Here is a 22,140-nt window from a genome sequence, read left to right as displayed (position 1 = left end):
TCGACACCCCCGCCAGTGGCACGGGCCCGGTTCACCGACGCCGGTCCCCCGGCCGGGGCACGTCCGGTCAGTTCCCGGGCTCGGTCCGGGCCGTGACCGGCTCGCCGACGATGCGGCTCGCGAGTGCCGAGGCCAGTTCCGAGACCGTCATGCGGAGTTCGGCGTCGGCGGTGGCCCGCTCGGACGCGACACGGTCCCGTGCCCGCGCCACGAGGGCGTCCTGCTCGCGCCGGCCGTCCTCGCGGGCCGCGGCGAGCAGCGCGGCGCCCTCCTCGCGGGCCCGCTGCCGGGCGCGGACGGCGTCGTGGTGCGCGTCGGCGAGGAGCCGCTCCGTCCGGGCGCGCTCCGCCTCCGCGGCGGCCCGCACCGCGGCGGCCCGCCGCGCGGTGCCCACGGTCGCGTCGTGCCGGGCCGCCAGGGCCCGGCGCAGCCGCCGCAGCGCCCGGGTGACGCCCAGGTACACCACGGCGAACAGCGGCAGCGCGAAGACGAGGTCCGTGACCTTCGGGTTGATCGGGCCGAGCGGGTACGGAAGGAGATCCATACCCGTGGCCTACCCGTTCACGTCTGCACAACGTACGCGCGTCCGCGCCATAGTTGACCGGAAGTCACCGTTGCCGGTCGGCGCTCCCCCGCCGGTCACCGCCGGTCGGTCAGCCCGGTCAGTTCCCGGTCCGCGGACTGCGAGACACGGCGCCGGACCGCGAACCAGCCGCCGACCAGCAGCACCGCGACCAGCGGGACGAGGAGCAGCGTCTTGCGGCCGACCTCCGGGTCGCTGCCCATCAGGCCGAGCACGGCGACGAGGAAGGCGATCGTCACGATCTCGGTGACCGGGCTGCCGGGGAGCCGGAAGGACGGCCGCGTCAGCAGGCCCTCCCTGGCCCGGCGGACGAACACCAGATGGCAGATCATGATGATCACCCAGGTGCTGATGATGCCGAGGGACGCCACGTTGAGGACGATCTCGAAGGCCTGGCTCGGCACCAGGTAGTTCAGGACGACACCGAGCACGCACACCGCGCAGGTCAGCAGGATGCCGCCGTACGGCACCTGGCTGCGGTTCATGCGGGCGGTGAACCGCGGCGCGGAGCCGGCCATGGCCATGGAGCGCAGGATGCGTCCGGTGGAGTACAGGCCGGAGTTCAGGGACGACATGGCCGCGGTGAGGACCACCAGGTTCATGACGTCACCGGCGGCGGGCACGCCGATCCTGGACAGCACCGTGACGAAGGGGCTCTCGCCGGCCGAGTAGACCGAGCCGGGCAGCAGCAGGGCGAGCAGGACGACCGAGCCGACGTAGAAGACGGCGACCCGCCACATGATGGAGTTCACCGCGCGGGGGACGACCTTCTCCGGCTCGGCGGTCTCGCCCGCGGCGACGCCGACCAGCTCCAGCGCGGCGTACGCGAAGATCACGCCCTGCATCACCAGGACGACCGGCATGACCCCGTGCGGCAGGAAGCCGCCGTGGTCCGTGATGACACCCACGCCCGGAGTGCTCCCGCCCACCTCGTGGCGGGTGGCCAGCAGGAAGATTCCGATGAGCATGAACGCGACGAGTGTGGCGACCTTGACGATCGCGAACCAGAACTCCAGCTCGCCGAAGATCTTGACCGAGATCAGGTTCACGGCCAGGACCACGGCGAGCGCGACCAGGGCGAGCACCCACTGCGGGATGTCCGTGAACAGGCTCCAGTAGTGCGTGTAGAGCGCGATCGCCGTGATGTCGGCGATCCCGGTCGTGGACCAGTTGAGGAAGTACATCCAGCCGGCGACGTACGCGCCCTTCTCACCGAGGAACTCACGCGCGTACGACACGAAGGACCCGGAGGAGGGCCGGTAGAGGACCAGCTCGCCCAGGGCGCGCACGACGAAGAAGGCGAAGACGCCGCAGACGAGGTAGGCCAGGGCCAGCGCGGGCCCCGCGTCGTGGAGCCGGCCGCCGGCCCCGAGGAAGAGCCCGGTGCCGATCGCGCCGCCGATCGCGATCATGTTGACGTGGCGGGCCTTGAGGTCCTTGCTGTAGCCGGCGTCTCCCGCGTCCGCGGGGAGGGGGTGGCCCTCGGCGCGCGACGCGTCTCCGGCTGTGTCTACGGCTTCCTTGCTCACGGGTGGATCAACTCTCTGGTGCCCCGGCGTACGGCGTACGCGGGTGTCCGATGTGTCCGGCCCGCGCTCTCCGTCCCGGGGCACAGACCAAGGCGGCACCTGCCCCGGAGATCACCCCGCATGCGGTGCTTCACGTCACACGGCGGCACGCCTCACACGTCGATCAAGGACTTCACGCGTCCCCCACAGGGGCGGACGCCGCCGGTGGGACCCGGCGCGCGCTTTCACAGCACCGGTGAGACAGCAATACTGTTGCACCGGACCACCGCATCACCCGGACAGGCGAGGGGCTGCCATGACGACGGACACCGAGGAGCCGACGCTCACGGTCGACGAACTGGCCGCGCGGGCGGGCGTCACGGTCCGCACGGTGCGCTTCTACAGCAGCAAGGGCTTGCTGCCGCCGCCCGTGATCGGCCCCCGGCGGGTCGGCCACTACGGCCCCCTGCACCTCGGCCGGCTCGCGCTCATCGAGGAGCTCCAGCGCCAGGGCATGACGCTGGCCGCGATCGAGCGCTACCTCGGGCAGCTGCCCCCGGACCTGAGCGTCGAGGACCTCGCCGTCCACCGCGCGGTGGTCGCCTCGTGGGCGCCGGACACGGCGCAGGAGGTGTCGCGGGAGGAGCTGGAGCGGCGGGCGGGCCGGCCGCTGGACGAGGAGGAACTGGACCGGCTCACCGCGATGGGCCTGATCGTGCGCACCCCCGGCGGCTTCGGCGTGGACGCCGGTCTGCTCCGGCTCGGCGTGCAGCTCCTCGGCCTGCCGATCGCGCACGAGGCGGTCCTCGCGGCGCGCACCGTCCTGCTGGAGCACTCGCGGGCGGCGGCGCACGAGCTGTCCACGCTGCTGCGGGAGGCGGTGGGCGAGAGCGAGTCCGTCGCCGCGGTGAAGTCCCTGTCCGCGCACATGCAGCCGCTCGTGGTGCAGGCGCTGCTGACCACCTTCCAGCGCTCCCTCAAGGAGGAGCTGCGCGAATGGCTGAAGGAGTCCTGAGCCGTGGCCTCCCGGCAGGCCGCCCGTGCCGCCGGCGTCGGCGGCACGGCGTTCACGATCCGCCCGGCCCGGAGGCTTCAGGTGCGCGGCACGGCGTTCACGATCCGCCCGGCCCGGAGGCTTCAGGTGCGCGGCACGGCGTTCACGATCCGCCGCGGTCCGGGGCCTTGAGGTGTGGCGGCACGGCTCGGGCGTGCGGTGCTGCCGCGCATACGCACTGGTGACCGTCCGTCAGAGTGTTTACCGCACATCCCTCATGACGGACGGTCACCTACGCCTGTCGCCCTGTCCTGTGCCTACTTGTCGCTGAACCTCTCGCCCTTCTCCGCCTTCTCCACGAGCAGCGCCGGGGGCGTGAACCGCTCGCCGTAGCGCTCGGCCAGCTCACGCGCGCGCGTGACGAAGCCGGCGGGGCCGCCCTCGTACCCGTTGATGTACTGGAGCACGCCGCCCGTCCAGCCGGGGAAGCCGATGCCGAGGATCGAGCCGATGTTGGCGTCGGCCACGGACGTCAGGACGCCCTCTTCGAGGAGCCGGACCGTGTCCAGCGCCTCCGAGAAGAGCATCCGCTCCTGCATGTCCTCGAAGGGGATGCGGTGGCCCGGCTTCGTGAAGTGCTCGCGCAGTCCGGGCCAGAGCTTCCCGCGCCTGCCGTCCTCCCCGTACTCGTAGAAGCCCGCTCCCCCGCTGCGCCCGGTACGCCCGAACTCGTCGACCATCCGGTCGATGACCGCCTCGGCCGGGTGGGTCGCCCAGGTGCCGCCCGCCTCCTCGACGGCGCGCCGGGACTCCGCACGGATCTTGCGCGGCAGGGTGAGGGTCAGCTCGTCCATGAGCGAGAGGACCTTGGCCGGGTAGCCGGCCTGTGCCGCGGCCTGCTCGACGGACGCGGGCTCGATGCCCTCGCCGACCATGGCGACGCCCTCGTTGATGAAGTGGCCGATGACGCGAGAGGTGAAGAAGCCCCGGGAGTCGTTCACCACGATCGGGGTCTTGTTGATCTGGCGGACCAGGTCGAACGCCCTGGCCAGCGCCTCGTCGCCGGTCCGCTCGCCCTTGATGATCTCCACCAGCGGCATCTTGTCGACGGGCGAGAAGAAGTGCAGCCCGATGAAGTCGTCCTGGCGCTCCACCCCCTCGGCGAGGGCGGTGATGGGCAGCGTCGAGGTGTTGGAGCACAGCAGCGCGTCGGGCTCGACGATGTGCTGGATCTCCTGGAACACCTTGTGCTTGAGCGAGGTGTCCTCGAAGACGGCCTCGATCACGGCGTCACAGCCGGCCAGGTCCTGCGGGTCGGCGGTGGGGGTGATGCGGGCCAGCAGCGCGTCCGCCTTCTCCTGGGTCGTACGGCCCCGGGAGACGGCCTTGGCGCAGAGCTTCTCGGAGTAGTTCTTCCCCTTGGCCGCGGCCTCGGCGGAGACGTCCTTCAGGACGACGTCGATGCCGGCGCGGGCGCACGAGTAGGCGATGCCCGCGCCCATCATGCCGGCGCCGAGGACGGCGACCCTGCGCACCGGGCGCGGCTCGATGCCGTCCGGGCGGTTGGCGCCGGAGTTGACCGCCTGGAGGTCGAAGAAGAACGCCTGGATCATGTTCTTGGCGGTCTGCCCGGTGACCAGCTCGGTGAAGTACCGGGCCTCGATGGTCAGCGCGGTCTCGAAGTCGACCTGCGAGCCCTCGACGGCGGCGGCGAGGATGTTGCGCGGCGCCGGGTAGGGGGCGCCGTTCAGCTGCTTCCGCAGGCTGGCCGGGAAGGCGGGCAGGTTGGCGGCGAACCTGGGGTTCGACGGCGTACCGCCGGGGATCTTGTATCCCGGCTTGTCCCAGGGCTGCTGGGACTCGGGGTTCGCGTCGATGAAGGCGCGCGCCTTGGCGAGCATCTCCTCGGGCGTGGCGGCCAGTTCATGCACCAGGCCGTTGTCCAGGGCGCGCTGCGGCGAGTACTGGGTGCCCTGGAGCAGCACCTTCAGCAGCGCGTCGGCGATGCCCATGAGGCGTACCGTGCGGGTGACGCCGCCGCCCGCGGGCAGCAGGCCGAGGGTGACCTCGGGCAGGCCGATCTTGGATCCGGGGGCGTCCAGGGCGACGCGGTGGTGGGAGGCGAGGGCGATCTCGTAACCGCCGCCGAGGGCCGCGCCGTTGAGGGCGGCGACGACCGGCTTGCCGAGGGTCTCGATGCGGCGCAGCGAGGACTTGATCGCCGTACCGGCCTCGAACGCGTGCCGGGCGTCCTCGGGGCCGACCCGCATCATGTCCTTGAGGTCGCCGCCCGCGAAGAAGGTCTTCTTGGCGGAGGTGTAGATGATGCCGCGGATGGAGTCCTTCTCGGACTCGGCGCGCTCGGCGATCGCCGCGATGGAGTCCCGGAAGGCCTGGTTCATCGTGTTGGCGGACTGGTTCGGGTCGTCGAGGACGAGGGTGACGACGCCGGTCTCGTCCTGTTCCCAGCGGATGGTGGTGCTCTCGGTCATGAGGAGGTCTCTCCGTGTAGGTCTCGTAAGCCGCTGGGGAGTTACAGGCGCTCGATGATCGTGGCGATGCCCATGCCGCCGCCGACGCACAGCGTGGCGAGGCCGTAGCGCTTGTCCTGGCGCTCCAGTTCGTCGACGAGGGTGCCGAGGATCATCGCGCCGGTGGCGCCGAGCGGGTGGCCCAGGGCGATGGCGCCGCCGTTGACGTTGACCTTGTCGAGGGACAGGCCCATGTCCTTCACGAACCGCAGCACGACCGCCGCGAACGCCTCGTTGATCTCGACCAGGTCGATGTCGTCGATGGTCAGTCCGGCCTTGGCGAGCGCCTTGCGGGTGGCGGGCGCGGGGCCGGTGAGCATGATGGTGGGCTCGGAGCCGGAGACGGCGGCGGAGACGATCCGGGCGCGCGGGGTCAGGCCGTGGCGCTCGCCGACCTCGCGGGACCCGACGGCGACGAGGGAGGCGCCGTCGACGATGCCGGACGAGTTGCCCGCGTGGTGCACGTGGTCGATCTCCTCGACCCAGTGGTACTTCTGCAGGGCCACGGCGTCGAAGCCGCCCAGCTCGCCGATGTCGGCGAAGGAGGGCTTGAGCCGGCCGAGCGAGTCGGCGGTGGTGCCGGGGCGCAGGTGTTCGTCGTGGTCGAGGACGACCAGGCCGCTGCGGTCCCTGACCGGCACGACGGACCGCTCGAAGCGGCCGTCCTTCCAGGCCGCGGCGGCGCGCTCCTGGGAGAGCGCCGCGTACTCGTCGACGTCGCGGCGCGTGAAGCCCTCGATGGTGGCGATGAGGTCGGCGCCGATGCCCTGCGGCACGAAGTTGGTGTTCAGGTTGGTCATCGGGTCGGCGAACCAGGCGCCGCCGTCCGAGGCCATCGGCACCCGCGACATCGACTCGACGCCGCCCGCGAGGACCAGGTCCTCCCAGCCCGAACGGACCTTCATCGCCGCCAGGTTGACGGCCTCCAGGCCCGAGGCACAGAAGCGGTTCTCCTGGACGCCGGCGACGGTGTCGGGCAGTCCCGCGGCGATCGCGGCGATGCGCGCGATGTCGGAGCCCTGGTCGCCGACCGGGCCGACGACACCGAGCACGATGTCGTCGATCGCGGCCGGGTCGAGGCCCGGGAAGCGGTCGCGGATCTCGTGGATGAGTCCGACGACCAGGTCGATGGGCTTGGTGCCGTGCAGGGCGCCGTTCGCCTTGCCGCGGCCGCGCGGGGTGCGGATCGCGTCGTACACGTACGCTTCGGTGCTCACGATGAGGCCTTTCGGGAAGGGCAGGAGGGTTAGCCGAGCAGGGAACGGCCGATGATCTCCTTCATGATCTCGGTGGTCCCGCCGTAGATGGTCTGGATGCGTCCGTCGGTGAAGGCCCTGGCGACGCGGTACTCCGTCATGTAGCCGTAGCCGCCGTGCAGTTGCAGGCAGCGGTCGGCGACCCGCTTCTGCAGCTCGGTGGCCCACCACTTGGCCATCGAGGCGTGCACCGCGTCGAGTTCGCCGTTGGCGTGGTCGACGATGCAGCGGTCGAGGAAGGTGCGGGTGACGGCGCACTCGGTCGCCATCTCGGCTATCTCGAAGCGGATGTGCTGGAGCTTGGAGAGCGGCCGCCCGAAGGCCTCGCGCTCCTTGACGTACGCGGTGGTGATCTCCAGCAGGTGCTCGGCCGCGGCGATCCCGGCGACGGCGATGCCCATGCGCTCCTGCGCCAGGTTCGTCATCAGGTGCAGGAAGGCGCCGTTCAGGTCGCCGAGGAGGTTCTCCTTCGGCACGCGGACGTCGTGGAAGAACAACTCGGCGGTGTCCTGCGACTTCTGGCCGATCTTGTCCAGGTTGCGGCCGCGCTCGAAGCCCTCGGCGCCGCGCTCGACGACCAGCAGCGACAGTCCCTTGGCGCCGCCCTCGGGAGTCGACCGCGCCACCACGATCACCAGGTCGGCGAGGATGCCGTTGGAGATGAAGGTCTTGGAGCCGTTGAGCAGCCAGTGGTCGCCCCGGTCCTCGGCGTGCGTCCTGATGCCCTGGAGGTCGGAGCCCGCGCCCGGTTCCGTCATGGCGATCGCCGTGATCAGCGAGCCGTCGCAGAACCCAGGCAGCCAGCGCCGCTTCTGCTCCTCGGTGGCCAGGCCCGTCAGATAGGGCCCGATGATGTCGTTGTGCAGGCCGAGGGCGAGTCCGGAGACCCCGGCGCGCGTGAACTCCTCGGCGAGTACGGCGCTGTAGCGGAAGTCGGTGTTGCCCCCGCCCCCGTACTCCTCGGGCACGGCGAGCCCGAGCAGGCCCTGCTTCCCGGCGGCCCGCCAGGCGTCGCGCGCGACGATGCCGTCCTTCTCCCACTGCTCGTAGTGGGGCAGCACCTCCTTGGCCAGGAAGGTGCGGACGGTCTCGCGGAACGCGTCGTGCTCGGCGGAGAAGATCTGCCGTTTCATTGCCGGGGCCCCCTAGAGCCAGTTCTTGACGGTCTCGACCAACTTCGCCGGATCCTCGCCGACGGGCGTGACGTTCAGCATCGTGACGCCCGCCTCGCGGAAGGCCTCGACGCGCTCACGCACGTAGCTCTCGGGTCCGCAGAGCGACATCAGCTCGCAGAACTCGTCGGGCACGGCCGCCTCGGCCTCCCGCTTCTTCCCGGAGAGGTACAGCTCCTGGATGAGCGCGGCCTCCCTCTCGTAGCCGTAGGCCACGGCGAGGTCGTTGTAGAAGTTCTTGCCGGGCGCGCCCATGCCGCCCACGTAGAGCGCGATCCTCGGGCGGGCGAGGTCGCGCAGGGCCGACGCGTCCTCGCCGATGGCGAGCACCCCGCCGGCGACCGTCCGGAGCGGGCCGAGGGCCGGGTCCCGGCGGGCCGCGCCCTCCGCGAGCGCGGCGCCCCACACCTGGTGCGCCTTCTCCGGGATGAAGAGGGTCGGCAGCCAGCCGTCGGCGATCTCGGCGGTCAGACGCACGTTGGCGGGGCCGAGCGAGGCGATGTATAGGGGCACTTCGGGGCGCACCGGCCGGGTGAGGATCTTCAGCGGTTTGCCGAGGCCGCCGGGTAGCGGCATGTCGGTGATGCCGTGGTGGTCGATGACCTCACGGCGCAGGATGCGGCGGGTCAGCTCGACGGCCTCGCGGGTGCGGCCCAGCGGTTTGTCGTACGCCCTGCCGTGCCAGCCCTCCACGACCTGGGGGCCGGAGGCGCCGAGGCCGATGAGGGCGCGGCCGCCGGAGACGGCGTCGAGTCCGGCGGCCGTCTGGGCGATGAGGGCGGGGGTGCGGGAGTAGACGTTCAGGATCGCGGCGCCGATCTTCAGGCGCTCGGTGCGGGCGGCCAGGTAGCCCATGATCGTGGGCGAGTCGAAGCCGTAGGCCTCGGCCACCCAGACGGCGTCAAGACCGGCGGACTCCAGGGCGGCCACCTCGTCGGCGGCCTGCCGGGGGTCGCCCGCGTAGTCGAGCGGGAGGGAGAGCTCCATCAGTCGCCGTCCTCGGTGTCGCTGTCGTGCATGTCGCCGTCCTTCGGGTCGCTGTGCCGGGTGCCGCCGGGCTCCGCGAGGCGGGGCAGGTCCCAGTCGCGGGCCACGTCCGCGGTGTCGGCGCCCGGGAGGGCGGGGCCGCGGCGGACGGAGGTGGGGGTGGCGGAGAAGCGGGGCGCGGGGGCGGGCTGGGTGATGCCGCCGTGGTCGGTGAAGGTGCCGCGGGCGGCGAGGTGCGGGTGGGCCGGGGCCTCGCGCAGCGAGAGGACCGGTGCCACGCACGCGTCGGAGTTCTCGAAGACGGCCGTCCACTCGTCCCTGGTACGGGTCCGGAAGCGGGCCGCCACACTCTCGCGCAGTTCGCCCCAGCGGGCCATGTCCTGGCGGGCCGGGGCGTCGTCCGGGAGGCCGAGCAGCTCGGTGAACTCGTCGTGGAAACGCTGCTCCAGGGCGCCCACCGCCATGTACGTGCCGTCGGCCGTCTCGTAGGTCCCGTAGAAGGGGGCGCCGCCGTCGAGCAGGTTGGCCCCGCGCCGGTCCTGCCAGCCGCCGGCGGCCAGCATGCCGTGGATCATCGCGGAGAGGTGCGCGGTGCCGTCGACGATGGCCGCGTCCACGACCTGTCCGGCGCCGGTCGCGCGGGCGTGGTGGAGCGCGGCGAGGACGCCGACCACGAGGTACAGGGAGCCGCCCGCGTAGTCGCCGAGGAGGTTCGCGGGGGCCGGCGGCGGGCTCTGCGGGTCGCCGATCATGCCGAGGGTGCCGGTCAGGGCGATGTAGGCGATGTCGTGGCCGGCGCGCGGGGCGAGCGGTCCGTCCTGGCCCCAGCCGGTCATGCGCCCGTAGACGAGCGCCGGGTTGCGCGCGTGGCACGGCTCGGGGCCGACGCCGAGGCGCTCCGCGACGCCGGGGCGGTAGCCCTCGACGAGGACGTCCGCGCGCTCCGCCAGGTCGAGGACGCGCTCCGCTCCGTCCGCCGCCTTGAGGTCGACCACCACCGACCGCTTGTTCCGGTTGGTGACGTCGTACGCCGGGTCGATCCCGAGACCAGCGCCGCCCGGCCGGTCCACGCGCACGACGTCCGCGCCGAGGTCCGCCAGGAGCATGGCGGCGAACGGGCCGGGCCCGATGCCCGCCAGCTCCACGACCCGCACCCCGGCGAGCGGACCGTGCCCTGCCGTCCCTGCCGCTGCCATCGGGCCCCCAGCACTGTGACACCACTGATGTGACATCAGCGATGTTAAAGAACGTGTTCCACTCCGGACAAGACCCTGACGAGCAAGCGCTTAGTCAATTTCCGGCCGTCTCGGCCCCTCGCCGTTCGGTCCGCCGCACCTCACGCTAGCCTCAGCCACCGGCAAAGGCGCGGGACGAACTGCTGAGAGGTGTCATGACCATGCAGGACAGGGCGGAGCGGGCGTACGACATCGTGCTCTTCGGGGCCACCGGCTTCGTCGGCGCGCTCACCGCGGAGTACCTCGCGGCGCACGCGCCCGAGGGGCTGCGCTGGGCGATCGCCGGGCGCAGCACGGAGAAGCTCGAACGGCTGCGGAAGGGCCTCGCCGCCGCCTCGGAGGTCGGGGTGCTCCGGGCCGACGTGTCCGACCCTTCCTCGCTGCGCGAGCTCGCCCGCAGCGCACGTGTGGTCGCCACCACCGTGGGGCCCTATCTGACCTACGGCGAGGAACTGGTCGCCGCCTGCGCGGACGCGGGCACCGACTACGTGGACCTCACCGGTGAGCCGGAGTTCGTGGACCTGATGTACGTCCGGCACGACGCACGCGCGCGGGAGACCGGGGCGCGGCTGGTGCACGCCTGCGGTTTCGACTCGGTCCCGCACGACCTCGGCGCGTACTTCACGGTGCGGCAGCTGCCCGAGGGGGTGCCGCTGACCGTGGACGGGTACGTCCGCGTGCAGGGGATGTTCTCCGGCGGCACGTTCGCCTCGGCGCTCAACCAGTTCGCGCGCGGCCGGCACATCCTGGCCGCGGCGCGGGACCGCAGGCGGCACGAACCGCGTCTGGTGGGCCGGCGGGCGTACGCCCCGCCGAGCGCCCCGCGGTTCGCGAAGGAGGTCGGCGCGTGGGCGCTGCCGCTGCCCACGATCGACCCCCAGGTGGTGCAGCGCTCCGCGCGGGCCGTCGAACGGTACGGTCCCGACTTCCGCTACCGGCACTACGCGGCCGTCGAGCACCTGCCGGTCGCCCTGGGCGGGGTCGCCGCGGTGGGCGCCCTCTTCGCGGCGGCCCAGGTGCCGCCCGCCCGGCGCTGGCTGTCCGGCCGGGTGAAGCCCGGGGAGGGGCCCAGCGAGGAGAAGCGGGCGAAAAGCTGGTTCTCGGTGCGGTTCGTCGGCGAGGGCGGCGGGCGCCGCGTCTACACGGAGGTCGCGGGCGGCGACCCGGGCTATGGCGAGACCGCGAAGATCCTCGCCGAGGGGGCGCTGTCGCTCGCGTTCGACGAACTCCCCGCCACCGCCGGGCAGGTCACGACGGTGCAGGCCATGGGCGACGCCCTGACGGAGCGCCTCCGCCGGGCCGGGATCGTCTTCCGGGTCGCCGCCACCCGGTGACCGGACGGGCGGGCTCCCGCGCGGCTTCCCCGCGGGAGCCGCGCGTCGGCCCCGTCTACAGCGGCCAGCCCAGGACCGTGTAGACCATCCCGGCGGTCCAGCCCAGCGCCGCGATCACGGCGAGCACGAGGGCGGCCGTCACCGCGCGTTCCGTGGGGCGGACGGGGTGCACGGGCGGGGCGGGTGCTCTGTGGGACCGCTGCGTCGTCATACGGCCCACCCTGCCGACGCGACCGGGGTGACGGCATCCGTACGCGTACTCAGTTCGGGGCGGGCGAGGGCTCGCGGTACTCAGGGGCGGCGGGGATGCTGGTGCGGTACTCGGGGATGAAGGTGCCGCCGCGGCGCTCAGGAGCAAGGGAGTCGCTGCGGCACTCGGAGGTGAGGGTCCACTGCCGCACTTGAGGGCGAGGGGCTGCTGCGGCACCTGAGGGCAGGGGAATTGCTGCGGCACTCGGAGGTGAGGGTCCACTGCCGTACTCGGGAGCAAGGGAGTTGCTGCGGTGCTCAGGAGCGTAGGTGCCGCAGCAGTGCGCAAGGGCGTAGGTGCCGCTGCGGTAACTGGGGCTCGGTGACGCCCACTTCACTCCGCTCAGTCCCTCGCTTCCTTCAGGGCGCGCCGGCACAGGGCGTCCGCTCGGCGCGTGGACTCCGGGAGCCGGTACCGCGGCGTGAGCGCGAGCGTGTGCGCGCACGCGGTGTCGAGGTCGACCCGGTGGCCCACGGAGACGAACACCGGCTTCGTGGCGTCCCGGGTGCGCAGCGCCCGGCCGACCTCCTCCTCGTCCGCGAGCAGCGGGGACGCGCTGCCGCGCCGGGCGCCCGGCTCCTCGTACGTGAAGGTGAACGGGTTCTTGGCGACGCCGATCGTGGGCAGCCCGGTGAGGACGCCGAGGTGGCTGGCGAGGCCGAAACGGCGCGGGTGGGCCAGTCCGTAACCGTCGCAGACGACGAGCCCGGGAGCGAGGGGCAGGGCGTCCAGCGCCGCCATGACGGTGGGAATCTCACGGAAGGCGAGCAGCCCGGGCACGTACGGGAAGGAGACCCGGCCGACGGCGGTGGCCTCGGCGACCACGTCGAGGGTCGCCGCGTCCAGTACGACGGCGGCGGCCACGACGACGTCCCGCTCGTCGTCGTACGCGACGTCGACCCCGGTGACGTGGCCGCTGCCGGGCGGCGGTCCGGGCTCGTCGCGCACCACTCGCGCCCGCAACTCGTCCTGCGTGGCGCGCGCCTGCTCTTCGGTGGCGGGCCAGCCCGCCGGGATGGGTACGGTCGTCATGGTGGTGACGAGCGTACGGGTCCGGCCGCGTCGCCTCCCCGCCGGACGGGGGGGGGCGGGCACCCGGCGGGGCCGTCCGGATGTCTGAGTGCCGCCGTCAACTGACATTCGGCGTGCGGGAGTTGGGCCAGCGGTGTCCGGCAGCCGGCGTGGGTCGGGCTTGCGTGCCTGTATGGCACCGTCGGCCGCCCGTCGCCGTCGGGCCGTTCGGCACAGCAGGCTCCCCGCCACTTTCCGACGCCTCCGTCGGCGCCAGTCACCACCCGCCGGCAGACGGAAGTCCCCCGCGACGGCGGCATCCTCCTCGCCGTCGCGGGGGACCGTGCCCGCGCGGACCGGGCGGCGGTGCGGCCCGGTCGAAGGGGTCCGTTACTTGTCGAGCGCGCGCTGCAGCTGCTGCTTGTTCATGTCCGAGCGGCCGTGGATGTTGCGCCGCTTGGCCTCCTCGTACAGCTGGTCGTACGTCGGGCCCTGGGACCCCTGGTGCGAACGCTGGCCGCCGCGCTTGCTGGACGACATGTCCTTCGTGGACGTGCGGCTCGCGGTCTTGGACTCGCCGGCGCGGGCGCGCTCCTTGTTCACGGTGCGCGCCGCGATCTCCTCGGCACGGTCCTTGCTCTCCCCGCGGTCCTGCGCGCTCTCCTTGATGTGCTCGTACTGGCGTTCCCGCTTGGGACTCGAGCCTCGGGGCATGACGGCTCACTTCCTTTCGTCGTGGGACGGGTACCGCCCTCTTCGTCCGGGCGGGTACCCCGAGTCCCCACGCAAACACGGCCCCTCGCCCGCCGCACGGCGAGCGGGCGTCAGCGTTCCAGCCGTGCCACCCGGCCCTTCTCGCCCGATGCCCAGCAGCCCCGGTCCGGCGCGCAGTCCACGGTGTCGTACGAGCCGGTGCCCACCGTGCGCCAGGTGCGGCCGCCGTCCGTGGTCAGGTCGGTGCCCGTGGGGCCGACCGCGAGCGCGCGGGAGCGGCTGTGCGGGAGCCAGGTGACGCCGGAGCGGTAGGCGGCCGGAGGCCGGGCGGCGGGCGTCCAGTCGCGTCCCCCGTCGCGGGTGACCGCGGCGGCCTGCGGCGACGGCCGGTCGGCGCGGTAGTCGCCGCCGACGGCGAGGCCGTGGGCCCGGTCGCGGAAGGCGAGGGCGAAGACACCGCGGGCGGGGTCGCCCGCCGGGATCGGGGAGTCGGCGGCCGTCCAGGTCAGCCCCCGGTCCGCGGAGTGCAGCACACGCGCGCGTGCGGCACCGCCGGTGGCGAGCCACACGTCACGGGGCCCCGAGGTCACCAGGCACTGGCCGCTCGCCGCGAAGCCGGCCTCGCCCTCCAGCGCCGCGGGCATCCCGGCACTGGGCAGCACCTTCCAGGAGCGGCCGCCGTCGTCGGTCGACAGGATGCGGAACCTGCCGTCCACCGGGTCGCTCATCGCCAGCCCGTGGCGGTGGTCGAAGAACGTGACGCAGTCGTAGAACGCCTTGGCGTCGGTGTTGCGGAAGGACTCGGTCCAGGTCGCGCCCCCGTCGTCGGTGCGCAGCACGCGGGAGGCCTCCCCCTCGCCGATCGCCAGGACGACGGCACGGCGCCCGTCGAACGCCTCGACGTCGCGGAGTTCGAGGTCGGCGGCGCCCGGTGGCGAGACGTTCCGCCAGTGCGTGCCGCCGTCGGTGGTGCGCAGCACGGTGCCCTTGGAACCGGCCACCCAGGCGGTGTCCCTGCTGACGGCGGACAGCCCGCGGAACCGTACGTCCGTGCCGCTGTCCTTGAGGTCCCAGTGCGGTCCGGCCCCGCGCCCTTGCGTTCCGCTCCGTGCCTGTTCGGCCTGCGCGGGTGCCGTCAGCACGGCGGCGAGTGCCGCCGCGCAGAGTCCCACGGTGACCGTCCGGCTCGTACGTCTCGTCTTCCCCAAGCCCCTCATGGCGGGCGAAGCTAGCCCACTGTCCCGGTGCCGTCCAGATGGCCTCCGGAGGGAACCCGGGGACCACGGGCCGGTGTCCTCCCGGATGTCCGGGGACGACCGGATGAGAAATGGATCACCAAACGGAACGATCGTCACTCCGAATGAACCCGGTGACAGAGGTCACTCGACTTTCAGGTGCACGGATTGGCTCATTCCATCGTCTCCTCAAGTAGCAGATCTCGTCCGTCCGGAGTCCGTCCAGCCGTCACAAGGGAGCAAGGCGTTGTCCATCGTCATCGAGCAGCCCGTAGAGGCCCGCCTCGTCGCCGCCGCGCCGCGGATGCCGAGCATTCCCGCAACGCTCCACTACGACCGGCGCGACCCGTTCGCCGTCCGCATGACGTTCCCGGCCCCGGCCACGCTCGAAGGCGTCGAGGTCTGCTGGACCTTCGCCCGGGAGCTGCTGGTGGACGGGCTCGAAGGCCCCGAGGGCGACGGCGACGTACGCGTGCGGCCGTACGGATACGACCGCACCGTCCTGGAGTTCCACGCCCCCGAGGGCACCGCCGTGGTGCACGTCCGCTCGGGCGAGGTGCGCGGCTTCCTGGAGCGTACGACGGAGCTGGTGCCCTTCGGCCTGGAACACCTCCAGCTGGATCTGGACCACGACCTCGCGGAGCTGATCCGGGACGCGTGCTGACGTCGCGGATCAATCCGATCCGATCCGGGACGCGTGCTGAGCCTGCGGTGCCGATCCGACCCGACCCGGCCCGGGACGCGTGCTGACCTCACGCAGCCGATGCGGGACGCGTGCTGATTCCGCGGAGCCGACGCGTACGTGCGCCGACCTCGCGCGCCAGCCGCGTACCGCCGCGACGGTGACCGCGGAGCGGCCCTAACGGGCGCCGCCGATCAGGCGGTTGAGCTCTCCGTGGTCGAGGCCGTCCGCCAGCGCCTCGTAGGTTCCCGTGCCCAGCAGCTCCCGAACCGCACGACGGACCAGGGCGTGCGCCGCCTGCGCGAGGGCCGCCCCCGCGCTGACCCGGGCGACACCCAGCGCGGCCAGTTCGGCGACGCCGGCCGGCATCCAGGGGCCGACCATCACGTTCAGCGGGGCGTCGATCCCCTCGGCGAGCGCCTTCACGACCGCCGGGTCCGCGGCACCGGGGACGAAGACCCCGTCCGCTCCGGCGGCGACGTAGGCGGCCGCCCGCTCAAGGGTCTCCCCGACGCTTCCGCCGCCGCTCAGGAAGGTGTCGGTGCGCGCGTTGACGAAGAGCGGCACGCCCGCCTCGTCCGCCGCTGCGCGGGCCGCGGCGATGCGCTTGGCCTGCTCGTCCGCCGGGCGCAGCCGGCCTTCGCCGTCGTGCAGCGCGTCCTCGATGTTCACGCCCACCGCTCCGGCGGCCAGTACCGCCCGGACGGTCTCCTCGACGCCCTCGGCGTCGTCCGCGTAGCCGCTCTCGATGTCCGCCGTGACCGGGATCCGTACCCGGGCGGCGATCCGCTCGACGGCGGCGAGGGCCTGCCCGCGGTCGAGGCGGTTCCCGTCGGCCGTGCCCAGCTCCCAGGCGATCCCGGCGCTGGTGGTGGCCAGCGCGGCGGCGCCCGCCTCCTCGACGAGCAGGGCGCTCACCGTGTCCCAGGCGTTGGGGAGCACGAGCGGGCGGCCCGGGACGTGCAGGGCGCGGAAGGCGGCGGCGGAGGCGTGCAGGGCGGAGGTGTCGTCATGCGTCATGGACAGGAGCCAACCACCGGGGAGTCGGGCGTGGCTGGCGAGAATGCGACATGTGCGTGCGGCGGCACCGCCGCGGGCGGAGGCCGCCGGGCGCCGTTGGACGCGGCAGCCGCCGGGCGGACGGGAGGAGATCGGCAGCCTTGTTGACACGACTGCGAGCGCTACAACTGCGTTGACGACGAGGCCGGTCGGCCTCCCCGCACCGACCGGCGGCACGGCCCTGGCCGGGAGCCGGCCACCAGCGGCGGGCCTGCTCGGGACGCCCTTCGGCTTTCGACCTTTCGGGCTCCCGCCTCTCCCCAGCCGGGTCCTTCGCTCAGCTTCCCGTGTTCGCCCCGGCGGTCGAGGCGGCCGTCACGGCGACGATCATCGCCGTGCGCACCTCCTGGATGACCTTCTTCAACGCGGGGGCCGCCGCGCCGCTGCGCTCGGTGAGTTCCTCGATGCGCGCCCTGTACTGCTTGCGGTCCCGGGCCGACACGAACGGGCGCAGTTCCGCCGCGGCGGCCAGCGCGACGAGGGCCGCGTCCCGGTCGGAGACCTCGGCGACGGGCCCCGGCCCCTGCAGCACCTGCCGCGCCTCCTCGCGCAGCGCCGACACGACCGGCACCCGCGCCAACTCGTACTCCACGGAGGGGAAGATCCCCAGCACCCGCTTCTTGCGCGCCACCAGATAACCGTCGGCGGCGAGCTGCGCGCGCAGGGCGTCGAGGGTGACCCGGGCCCGCAGCGTCACCCAGGTCTTCCACTTCCGGGGGCGGGACTCCTCCACGAGTTCCAGCAGTCCGTCGAGGACGAGATCGCCGGTGCGGCCGTCCGCGTCGGCCGGGGTGGCGATGCCGTCCACGTCGGCGAGCAGCCCGCGCTGGGCCAGCTCGGTGAGGGCGCCGGCGCGGACCAGGTGGTGGAGGTGGGTCGCGCCGCTGACCTTGAGTTTCGTGGTGTCCCAGGCCAGCAGGTAGAGCCGGGCGGGCAGCGAGAGCGAGCCGTCGGGCACGGAGTCTCCTTCACGTGGTCGGGGGCGGAGCCCACCGTAGGCGGTAGGGACCGGGCGGCGCGCCGGCTCGCCCCCGCCCCTCTTAATCGCGTTGACAGCCCCGGGGCCCCTTCCTACGGTGGAGAGGTCCTGTTGCCGCCGATTGGAGAAGGACGTTGCTCGTCTGAGGTCCTGAGACACCGCGTCACACACGCCCGGCCCGTCCGGCACCGGTGTGCGCAGCGTGCGACCTCGGCGTATGAGCCGTCCTCCCGGCACGGGCCCCTTCTCCACCGCCCCTCCCGGACTGTCGTCACCTCGCGGTGTCCCGAACGCGTTCCCCCGACCACACCAGGCAACCGCGAGGCGTCATGTCCACCTTCCCCACGTCCGTCAGCTGTACCTCCCTGTCCTTCGCCTGGCCGGACGGCACCCCCGTCCTCCAGGACCTCCAGGTCTCCTTCGGCCCCGGAAGAACCGGTCTCGTCGGTGCCAACGGCGCCGGCAAGTCGACGCTGCTGAAGCTCCTCGCCGGCGAACTCGCCCCGGGCGACGGCACGGTGCGCGTCACGGGCGAGGTCGGGTACCTGCCGCAGAACGTCACGCTCGACACCGCCCTGCGGGTCGACGAGGCGCTCGGTGTCTCGGCGGCCCGCGCCGCCCTGCACGCGATCGAGGCGGGCGACGCGGCCGAGGAGCACTTCGCGGCCGTCGGCGACGACTGGGACGTCGAGGAACGCGCGGAGGCGGTCCTCGGCGAACTCGGTCTGGGCCGCATCGGTCTCGACCGCACCGTCGGCGAACTCTCCGGCGGCGAGTCGGTGCTGCTGCGGCTGGCGGCGCTGCTGCTGCGGCGCCCGGACGTCCTGCTGCTCGACGAACCGACGAACAACCTCGACCTGTACGCGCGCCGCCGGCTGTACGCGGCCGTCGAGGCGTGGTCCGGGGTGATGGTGGTGGTGAGCCACGACCGTGAACTGCTGGACCTCGTCGACCAGATCGCGGAACTGCACTCCGGGGAGGTCACCTGGTACGGCGGCAACTTCACGGCGTACGAGGAGGCGCTCGCCGCCGAACAGGAGGCGGCGGAACGCATGATGCGCGTCGCCGAGTCCGATCTGCGCAGGCAGAAGCGCGAACTGTCCGACGCACAGGTCAAGTTGGCCCGCCGCAGGCGCTACGGGCAGAAGATGTACGAGCAGAAACGCGAGCCGAAGATCGTCATGGGGGCGCGCCGACGCGCGGCGCAGGAGAGCGCGGGCAAGCACCGGATTCTGCACGAGGAGCGGCTCGCGGAGGCCCGGGAGCGTTTCGACGAGGCGGCCTCCGCCGTACGGGACGACGACGAGATCCGCGTCGACCTGCCGCACACGGCCGTGCCGCCGGGCCGCACCGTGCTCACCCTGCGGGACCTGGAGCTGCGGTACGGCGCCCGGGTCGAAGGCGGCTTCGAGCTGCGCGGGCCCGAGCGGGTCGCGCTGATCGGGCGCAACGGCGCGGGCAAGACCACGCTGCTGCGGACGATCGCCGGGGAGCTGGCGCCGGTGTCCGGCGAGGCGCGGGCCGAGGTGCCGACGCGGTTCCTGCCGCAGCGGCTCGACGTCCTCGACGAGGAGCTGACGGTCGCCGAGAACGTGGCCCGGTTCGCGCCGGGCGCCACGAACAACCACATCCGGGCGCGGCTGGCCCGCTTCCTGTTCCGGGGCGCGCGGGCCGACCAGCGGGCGGCGACCCTGTCGGGCGGCGAACGGTTCCGGGCCACGCTGGCCGCGCTGATGCTGGCGGAGCCCGCGCCCCAGCTCCTGATGCTCGACGAGCCGACGAACAACCTCGACATGGCGAGCGTCCGGCAGCTCACCGCGGCCCTGGAGTCGTACGAGGGGGCGCTGATCGTGGCCGCGCACGACGTGCCGTTCCTGGAGTCGGTGGGCATCACGCGCTGGCTGCTGCTGGAAGGGGGCGAGCTGACCGAGACGACGGCGGAGGCGGTCGCGCCTCCGGCCTGAGCCGCCGCGCGGTGGGGGCGCCGCGCCGGTGAGGCGCCACGCCGGTGAGGGCGCCACGCCGGTGAGGGCGCCGCGGCGTCCCCACCGCGACTCCCCCGCCGCCGTCCGGCCGCGGGGGGCTTTCGTGCGCGCGGGTCACCCTGCATGATGGCGCCAGACCCCTGCCGATTCGGAGACCTGTACGTGCCCAGCAAGAAGGCCCTCGTCCGCCGCCCCGGCCCCCGCCTCGCGGAGGGCCTGGTGACGCACCTCGACCGCGCGGAGGTCGACGTCGACCTCGCGGGCGAGCAGTGGGAGGCGTACACCGAGGCGCTGCGCACGCACGGCTGGGAGACGGTCGAGGTGGACCCCGCCGACGACTTCCCGGACTCGGTGTTCGTCGAGGACACGGTGGTCGTCTTCCGCAACGTCGCGCTGATCGCGCGTCCGGGGGCCGAGTCCCGGCGCGGCGAGACCGCCGGCGTCGAGGAGGCCGTGGCCCGCCTCGGCTGCTCGGTGAACTGGATCTGGGATCCGGGCACCCTCGACGGCGGGGACGTCCTCAAGATCGGCGACACGCTGTACGTGGGGCGCGGCGGGCGGACCAACGCGGCCGGGGTGCAGCAGCTCCGCGCGGCCTTCGAGCCGCTCGGGGCGCGGGTCGTCGCCGTGCCCGTGAGCAGGGTGCTGCATCTGAAGTCGGCGGTCACCGCGCTGCCCGACGGCACCGTTCTCGGGCACATCCCGCTGGTGGACACGCCGTCGCTGTTCCCGCGCTTCCTGCCGGTGCCCGAGGAGTCCGGCGCGCACGTCGTCCTGCTCGGCGGCGGAAAGCTGCTGATGGCGGCGAGCGCCCCGAAGACCGCCGAGCTGCTCGCGGACCTCGGGCATGAGCCGGTGCTGGTGGACATCAGCGAGTTCGAGAAGCTGGAAGGCTGTGTGACCTGCCTCTCGGTACGGCTGCGAGAGCTGTACGTCTGAACCTGCCCGGCATCCCTCGTTCGGCGCTTTGGCCTGCGTGTCCGCGCATGTGCGGCGCGATGGCGGGAACCCGCTGATCAGCGTTCTTTACGGCGTTCTTAACCTACGGTCTCGTAACCTACGGGTACGTAGCCTACGATGCCGTAGGTTAACTCCGCTCTCCGCTCGCACGTCCCCCTGGAGCTTCTGTGACGACCACCACTCCCCAGCTCGGCAGCCCGTCCAACGTCTGGACCGACGCTCGACTGCTGTACGCCCTGGAGGAAGTGGTCGAAACGGAACTCAACCGCCACCTCAAGGTGGCGAAGGACTGGATGCCGCACGAGTACGTGCCGTGGAGCGACGGCCGCAACTTCCCCGGCCTGTTCGAGGACGGCGAGGCCTGGGACAAGGAGCAGTCCAAGGTCACCGAGATCGGCCGGATCGCGCTCGTCGTGAACCTGCTGACCGAGGACAACCTGCCCAGCTACCACCACGAGATCGCCTCCCTGTTCGGCCGGGACGGCGCCTGGGGCACCTGGGTGCACCGCTGGACGGCCGAGGAGGGCCGCCACGGCATCGTGATGCGTGACTACCTGCTCGCCTCGCGCGCGGTCGACCCCGACAAGCTCGAGGCGTTCCGCATGGCGCACATGAGCGAGGGCTTCGAGTCGGACAACCGCCACTCGATGCTGCACTCCGTGGCGTACGTCGCCTTCCAGGAGCTGGCCACCCGCATCTCGCACCGCAACACCGGCCACCAGTCGGGCGACCCGGTCTGCGACCGCATGCTGTCGCGCATCGCGACCGACGAGAACCTGCACATGGTGTTCTACCGGAACCTGCTGAAGGCCGCCTTCGAGCTGGCCCCCGACCTGACCATGCAGGCCGTCCGCGACGTCGTCGTGAACTTCCGGATGCCCGGTCACGGCATGCCCGGCTTCGAGCGCGCCGCCGCGCAGATGGCGATCGGCGAGGTCTACAACATGCGCATCCACCACGACGACGTGCTCCAGCCGGTGCTGCGCCACCTCAGGGTCCTGGAGATCGACGGTCTCGGCCCGGAGGGTGTGCGCGCGCAGGAGGAGCTGGGTCTCTACATGCGCGGCCTGGACTCCGAGGCCTCGAAGTTCGACGAGAAGCTCGCCGCCCGCAAGGCGCGGATGGCGGCCCGCGCGGCCGGCTGACCCGCCCGCCCCGGCGGCAGCACCCCCGTCCGACGCATACGGCCGGTTCCCCCCGGGACCGGCCGTACGCGTGTGCCCGCCCGCCTCGGGGCCGCGGTCACTCCTGGGCCCGCCGCAGGCCGAGCCGTTCCTTCTCGGAGAGGCCGCCCCAGACGCCGAAGCGCTCGTCGTTGTTCAGCGCGTACTCCAGGCACGCGGTGCGCATCTCGCACATGCCGCAGATGCGCTTCGCCTCGCGCACCGAGCTGCCCGGCTCGGGAAAGAAGAAGTCGGCCCCGGTCTGCGCGCAGAGCGCCTGCTCCCGCCACGCCAGGTCGGGCTCGATGATCGTGTCGATGTGCATGGCGAGATCGTGCCGCGCGGCGAAAAACGTTCGATCAACGCCGGATCAACGACTCGGTCCGGCCCTCCGGCGGACCCCTGACTATGGCCCCGCCCGACCGGCCGGCGCACGGCGGCGCGCGGACGCGCGAACGGATTGCGGGACAGCGTCCGCCCCGGCCCGGCCCCTCCGTCGCGG

General features: G+C 72.7%; 20 protein-coding genes and 1 pseudogene. 7 read left to right on the top strand and 14 right to left on the bottom strand.

Features of this window, described 5'->3' with window-relative positions; genetic code table 11:
- Positions 1 to 67 precede the first annotated feature (67 nt).
- Together ACWGIS_RS11270 and ACWGIS_RS11265 are read right to left on the bottom strand one after the other, a co-directional pair.
- Positions 68 to 544, bottom strand: coding sequence for an ATP synthase F0 subunit B (locus tag ACWGIS_RS11270; RefSeq protein ID WP_453362139.1), 477 nt, complete (start codon positions 542 to 544; stop codon positions 68 to 70).
- A 95-nt stretch (positions 545 to 639) separates the two neighbouring features.
- A complete protein-coding gene (locus tag ACWGIS_RS11265; protein WP_453362138.1) occupies positions 640 to 2,112 on the bottom strand; it encodes an amino acid permease in 1,473 nt (490 codons plus the stop codon).
- A gap of 252 nt (positions 2,113 to 2,364) precedes the next feature.
- Between ACWGIS_RS11265 and ACWGIS_RS11260 the strand changes: the two are divergent.
- Positions 2,365 to 3,106 (top strand): annotated as a pseudogene (locus ACWGIS_RS11260) (MerR family transcriptional regulator).
- A 3-nt stretch (positions 3,107 to 3,109) separates the two neighbouring features.
- Complete coding sequence (locus ACWGIS_RS11255; RefSeq protein WP_453362137.1) at positions 3,110 to 3,277, top strand: hypothetical protein; 168 nt, start codon at positions 3,110 to 3,112, stop codon at positions 3,275 to 3,277.
- Positions 3,278 to 3,402: 125 nt separating this feature from the next.
- Here ACWGIS_RS11255 and ACWGIS_RS11250 read toward each other — a convergent pair whose 3' ends face one another.
- Genes ACWGIS_RS11250 through ACWGIS_RS11230 form a run of 5 tightly spaced genes read right to left on the bottom strand, consistent with a single transcriptional unit; the run spans position 3,403 to position 10,227 of the window.
- Positions 3,403 to 5,577, bottom strand: coding sequence for a 3-hydroxyacyl-CoA dehydrogenase NAD-binding domain-containing protein (locus ACWGIS_RS11250; RefSeq protein ID WP_453362136.1), 2,175 nt, complete (start codon positions 5,575 to 5,577; stop codon positions 3,403 to 3,405).
- 41 nt (positions 5,578 to 5,618) lie between these two features.
- Positions 5,619 to 6,833 carry an acetyl-CoA C-acetyltransferase gene (locus ACWGIS_RS11245; RefSeq protein ID WP_453362135.1) on the bottom strand — a complete coding sequence of 405 codons (1,215 nt, stop codon included), beginning with the start codon at positions 6,831 to 6,833 and terminating at the stop codon, positions 5,619 to 5,621.
- Between the two features lie 29 nt (positions 6,834 to 6,862).
- A complete protein-coding gene (locus tag ACWGIS_RS11240; RefSeq protein ID WP_453362134.1) occupies positions 6,863 to 8,005 on the bottom strand; it encodes an acyl-CoA dehydrogenase family protein in 1,143 nt (380 codons plus the stop codon).
- 12 nt (positions 8,006 to 8,017) lie between these two features.
- A complete protein-coding gene (locus tag ACWGIS_RS11235) occupies positions 8,018 to 9,031 on the bottom strand; it encodes an LLM class F420-dependent oxidoreductase (RefSeq protein ID WP_453362133.1) in 1,014 nt (337 codons plus the stop codon).
- Entirely contained in the window at positions 9,031 to 10,227 is a 1,197-nt protein-coding gene (locus tag ACWGIS_RS11230) for a CaiB/BaiF CoA transferase family protein (RefSeq protein ID WP_453362132.1), read from the bottom strand. Before ACWGIS_RS11230 ends, ACWGIS_RS11235 begins: the two co-directional genes overlap by 1 nt.
- 194 nt (positions 10,228 to 10,421) lie before the next feature.
- On the opposite strand from ACWGIS_RS11230, the gene ACWGIS_RS11225 reads away from it, so the two are divergent.
- The gene (locus ACWGIS_RS11225) at positions 10,422 to 11,600 is read left to right on the top strand and encodes a saccharopine dehydrogenase family protein (RefSeq protein WP_453362131.1); all 1,179 of its coding nucleotides are present in this window, start codon (positions 10,422 to 10,424) and stop codon (positions 11,598 to 11,600) included.
- A 55-nt stretch (positions 11,601 to 11,655) separates the two neighbouring features.
- Here the strand turns inward: ACWGIS_RS11225 and mmpA are convergent, their stop codons facing one another.
- The 4 genes from mmpA to ACWGIS_RS11205 all read right to left on the bottom strand — a co-directional run bounded on the left by mmpA (position 11,656) and on the right by ACWGIS_RS11205 (position 14,792).
- On the bottom strand, positions 11,656 to 11,811 hold the full coding sequence (gene mmpA, locus ACWGIS_RS11220) for a morphogenic membrane protein MmpA (RefSeq protein ID WP_453362130.1): 156 nt from the start codon (positions 11,809 to 11,811) through the stop codon (positions 11,656 to 11,658).
- A 381-nt stretch (positions 11,812 to 12,192) separates the two neighbouring features.
- Positions 12,193 to 12,882: an endonuclease V gene (locus ACWGIS_RS11215; RefSeq protein ID WP_453362129.1), complete on the bottom strand. Its 690-nt coding sequence runs from the start codon at positions 12,880 to 12,882 to the stop codon at positions 12,193 to 12,195.
- A gap of 369 nt (positions 12,883 to 13,251) precedes the next feature.
- Positions 13,252 to 13,575 carry a plasmid stabilization protein gene (locus tag ACWGIS_RS11210; protein ID WP_453362128.1) on the bottom strand — a complete coding sequence of 108 codons (324 nt, stop codon included), beginning with the start codon at positions 13,573 to 13,575 and terminating at the stop codon, positions 13,252 to 13,254.
- A 110-nt stretch (positions 13,576 to 13,685) separates the two neighbouring features.
- Positions 13,686 to 14,792 carry a WD40/YVTN/BNR-like repeat-containing protein gene (locus ACWGIS_RS11205; RefSeq protein WP_453362127.1) on the bottom strand — a complete coding sequence of 369 codons (1,107 nt, stop codon included), beginning with the start codon at positions 14,790 to 14,792 and terminating at the stop codon, positions 13,686 to 13,688.
- 265 nt (positions 14,793 to 15,057) lie between these two features.
- Between ACWGIS_RS11205 and ACWGIS_RS11200 the strand changes: the two genes are divergently transcribed.
- Positions 15,058 to 15,474, top strand: a complete 417-nt coding sequence (locus tag ACWGIS_RS11200; RefSeq protein ID WP_453362126.1) for an SsgA family sporulation/cell division regulator — start codon at positions 15,058 to 15,060, stop codon at positions 15,472 to 15,474.
- Between the two features lie 195 nt (positions 15,475 to 15,669).
- On the opposite strand, the gene ACWGIS_RS11195 is transcribed toward ACWGIS_RS11200, so the two are convergent.
- Together ACWGIS_RS11195 and ACWGIS_RS11190 are read right to left on the bottom strand one after the other, a co-directional pair.
- A complete protein-coding gene (locus ACWGIS_RS11195) occupies positions 15,670 to 16,512 on the bottom strand; it encodes an isocitrate lyase/PEP mutase family protein (RefSeq protein ID WP_453362125.1) in 843 nt (280 codons plus the stop codon).
- A 316-nt stretch (positions 16,513 to 16,828) separates the two neighbouring features.
- The gene (locus ACWGIS_RS11190) at positions 16,829 to 17,509 is read right to left on the bottom strand and encodes a GOLPH3/VPS74 family protein (RefSeq protein ID WP_453362124.1); all 681 of its coding nucleotides are present in this window, start codon (positions 17,507 to 17,509) and stop codon (positions 16,829 to 16,831) included.
- A 350-nt stretch (positions 17,510 to 17,859) separates the two neighbouring features.
- Between ACWGIS_RS11190 and ACWGIS_RS11185 the strand changes: the two genes are divergently transcribed.
- The 3 genes from ACWGIS_RS11185 (at position 17,860) to ACWGIS_RS11175 (ending at position 21,620) form a co-directional block, all read left to right on the top strand.
- Positions 17,860 to 19,494, top strand: coding sequence for an ABC-F family ATP-binding cassette domain-containing protein (locus tag ACWGIS_RS11185; protein ID WP_453362123.1), 1,635 nt, complete (start codon positions 17,860 to 17,862; stop codon positions 19,492 to 19,494).
- 183 nt (positions 19,495 to 19,677) lie between these two features.
- Positions 19,678 to 20,454, top strand: coding sequence for a dimethylargininase (ddaH, locus tag ACWGIS_RS11180; RefSeq protein WP_453362122.1), 777 nt, complete (start codon positions 19,678 to 19,680; stop codon positions 20,452 to 20,454).
- 188 nt (positions 20,455 to 20,642) lie between these two features.
- On the top strand, positions 20,643 to 21,620 hold the full coding sequence (locus ACWGIS_RS11175; RefSeq protein WP_453362121.1) for an acyl-ACP desaturase: 978 nt from the start codon (positions 20,643 to 20,645) through the stop codon (positions 21,618 to 21,620).
- A 97-nt stretch (positions 21,621 to 21,717) separates the two neighbouring features.
- Here ACWGIS_RS11175 and ACWGIS_RS11170 read toward each other — a convergent pair whose 3' ends face one another.
- Positions 21,718 to 21,963 carry a WhiB family transcriptional regulator gene (locus ACWGIS_RS11170; RefSeq protein ID WP_355787592.1) on the bottom strand — a complete coding sequence of 82 codons (246 nt, stop codon included), beginning with the start codon at positions 21,961 to 21,963 and terminating at the stop codon, positions 21,718 to 21,720.
- Positions 21,964 to 22,140 lie beyond the last annotated feature (177 nt).

It is taken from the genome of Streptomyces sp. NPDC054842, assembly GCF_053611025.1.
The sequence above is the reverse complement of the archived record's forward strand: the minus strand, read 5'-3'. Positions and strand labels throughout refer to the sequence as shown.

Bases quoted from the DNA above. Each gene is read 5' to 3' on its own strand.
- ACWGIS_RS11270 (WP_453362139.1), bottom strand. From the start codon at position 544: ATGGATCTCCTTCCGTACCCGCTCGGCCCGATCAACCCGAAGGTCACG.
- ACWGIS_RS11250 (WP_453362136.1), bottom strand. From the start codon at position 5,577: ATGACCGAGAGCACCACCATCCGCTGGGAACAGGACGAGACCGGCGTC.
- ACWGIS_RS11240 (WP_453362134.1), bottom strand. From the start codon at position 8,005: ATGAAACGGCAGATCTTCTCCGCCGAGCACGACGCGTTCCGCGAGACC.
- ACWGIS_RS11235 (WP_453362133.1), bottom strand. From the start codon at position 9,031: ATGGAGCTCTCCCTCCCGCTCGACTACGCGGGCGACCCCCGGCAGGCC.
- ACWGIS_RS11230 (WP_453362132.1), bottom strand. From the start codon at position 10,227: ATGGCAGCGGCAGGGACGGCAGGGCACGGTCCGCTCGCCGGGGTGCGG.
- ACWGIS_RS11225 (WP_453362131.1), top strand. From the start codon at position 10,422: ATGACCATGCAGGACAGGGCGGAGCGGGCGTACGACATCGTGCTCTTC.
- mmpA (WP_453362130.1), bottom strand. From the start codon at position 11,811: ATGACGACGCAGCGGTCCCACAGAGCACCCGCCCCGCCCGTGCACCCC.
- ACWGIS_RS11215 (WP_453362129.1), bottom strand. From the start codon at position 12,882: ATGACGACCGTACCCATCCCGGCGGGCTGGCCCGCCACCGAAGAGCAG.
- ACWGIS_RS11210 (WP_453362128.1), bottom strand. From the start codon at position 13,575: ATGCCCCGAGGCTCGAGTCCCAAGCGGGAACGCCAGTACGAGCACATC.
- ACWGIS_RS11205 (WP_453362127.1), bottom strand. From the start codon at position 14,792: ATGAGGGGCTTGGGGAAGACGAGACGTACGAGCCGGACGGTCACCGTG.
- ACWGIS_RS11195 (WP_453362125.1), bottom strand. From the start codon at position 16,512: ATGACGCATGACGACACCTCCGCCCTGCACGCCTCCGCCGCCGCCTTC.
- ACWGIS_RS11185 (WP_453362123.1), top strand. From the start codon at position 17,860: ATGTCCACCTTCCCCACGTCCGTCAGCTGTACCTCCCTGTCCTTCGCC.
- ACWGIS_RS11170 (WP_355787592.1), bottom strand. From the start codon at position 21,963: ATGCACATCGACACGATCATCGAGCCCGACCTGGCGTGGCGGGAGCAG.